This is a genomic window from Streptococcus sp. (assembly GCF_019414905.1).
In the GTDB taxonomy this organism is placed as follows: domain Bacteria; phylum Bacillota; class Bacilli; order Lactobacillales; family Streptococcaceae; genus Streptococcus.
Window position 1 is genome coordinate 1 of record NZ_DXLC01000276.1, and the last position, 1,998, is coordinate 1,998.

The 1,998-nt window shown below is 41.1% G+C and carries 2 protein-coding genes; both read right to left on the reverse strand.

The window, feature by feature from the left end:
- Positions 1-615: CPBP family intramembrane glutamic endopeptidase (locus QZ359_RS08440; protein WP_293965706.1), on the reverse strand; the 615-nt coding region annotated here is incomplete at its 3' end.
- A gap of 52 nt (positions 616-667) precedes the next feature.
- Positions 668-1,998, reverse strand: a 1,331-nt coding sequence (locus QZ359_RS08445; RefSeq protein ID WP_293965707.1) for an NCS2 family permease, incomplete at its 5' end; no start/stop codon positions are given.

A 1,998-nucleotide genomic window follows, 5' to 3' on the forward strand; every position in this document is an offset into this window, starting at 1 on the left:
CATTTCTAAACGTTGGGTCTTGTAAGCCGTCCAAGATAGAACTGTCGACATACCTCCATAAATCAATAAAGAAGGTAAATTACTTGGTTGATGCAATAAAGCAAAGACAATCGTACCAACTACAAATCCCAAGTTCTCTTTTCCTCGGAAAATCTTTTTAGGAACAATCCCACGGCACAAGATTTCCTCACAAATTGGAGCAAGCAAGGCTAGCAAGAAAAAGCTAGAAATCAAAGAACTATTCTGAACCATATCGTTAATCTGAGACTGGTTAGCTGTTGTCGTCTCATTTGACAGTTGTAACAAGATAGAACCAAGTATATTTGAACAGATAATAACTAAATAACTCAAGCCCAAGCGTGCCAAATCCTTAGCTCTGAAAAAAGAAAAATTAAAACTTGCTAATTGCGTTTTACGAGCTCCAATAATAAATAGCACCAGAACCACAATCGAAATACCAGCAACTATCAGTCCTGACTGTAATAGCGGTACTTCTCTTAAGGTTAAAATAGCAGTAACCCCTATAGGAATCTGATATAAGATTGTCGCTAGCAAGAAGACCAAAAGCCATCCTGCACGATTCAACAATTCTTTCCACATATTTTTCTCTTTCATCACCCATCTCCTTTGTATTAAAAAAGGGGGAAAATCCCCCTGGGTTATCCTATTATAAGGCCATGCTGATGTAGTTAAGGATAAACAAAGCATCCAAAATCCAAATCATGACATGAACATCTTTAGCTTGACCTTTGACAAGCTTAGTCAAAGTGTAAGTCAAGAAACCAACTGCAATCCCTTGGGTGATAGAGTAGCTGAATCCCATAAAGATAGATGTGAAGAAAGCAGGAACCGCTTCAGACATATCGTCCCAATGGATATTTTTCAAGCTAGCCAACATCATAATCCCAACGATAATCAAGATTGGAGCTGTAGCGGCTGTTGGTACGATCGCTAGAAGTGGACTAAAGAAGCTTGAGATCGCAAAACAGATAGCTACAACCAAGGCTGTCAAACCAGTACGTCCACCTGCACCAATACCAGCAGCAGACTCAACATAAGTCGTTACGTTCGAAGTACCAGCGATGGCACCAATTGAAGTACCAATCAAGTCAGAGTAAAGTGCCTTGTCCAACTTAGCTGATTGGTGATTTTCACCATTTGTCGCTACGATACCAACTTTTTCACCTGTACCAATCAAGGTACCAATTGTATCAAAAATATCTGTCAATGAGAAGGCAAGAATGGCCATCAGAGTTTCAGGCAAGCGAGCTGTATCTGAAATCAAAGCTCCCAGACCTTCTGAACCAAGAGCTGCACCAAAGACTGTCTTCAAGTCTTCAAAGGCCGCACCAACATGGTTATTAGCAAAATCGATACTAGACAAATCTACCAAACCAACTGCAATAGCAAGAACAGTTGTTGTCAAGATAGAGAGGATAATTCCCCCTTTAATCCCTTTGATAACAAAGAAGATTGTGATAGCAAGTCCTGCAAGAGCCACCAAAACAGCTGGATTATTAAAGCTGACCAAGCCTGGGACTGCTGAAGCATTTGCTGTAATCGCTGCTTGAGCCTTATCAGCCCCTTCTCCTGCAACCGTGTAATTTCCTGGATCGATAGAGAATTTCAAAAGTCCAGCATTCTTAATACCTACGTAGGCAAGGAAGACACCGATACCAGCTGAAATAGCCGAACGAAGGGCATTCGGAATCGATTCAATGATCATTTTACGAACATTTGTCAAGGTAATAATCAATGAGATAATTCCACAGATGAAGACCATAGCTAGGGCTTCTTGCCAAGAATAACCGAGTCCAAATACAACTGTAAAGGTAAAGAAGGCATTGAGTCCCATACCTGGCGCTTGAGCATATGGCAAGTTGGCGTAGAAGGCCATCATCAGGGTACCAGCAACTGCACCGATAATCGTTGCGAGGAATACACCCTGAGCAGGCATTCCTGTTTGCGAAAGAATTTGTGGGTTTACAAAGAGAATAT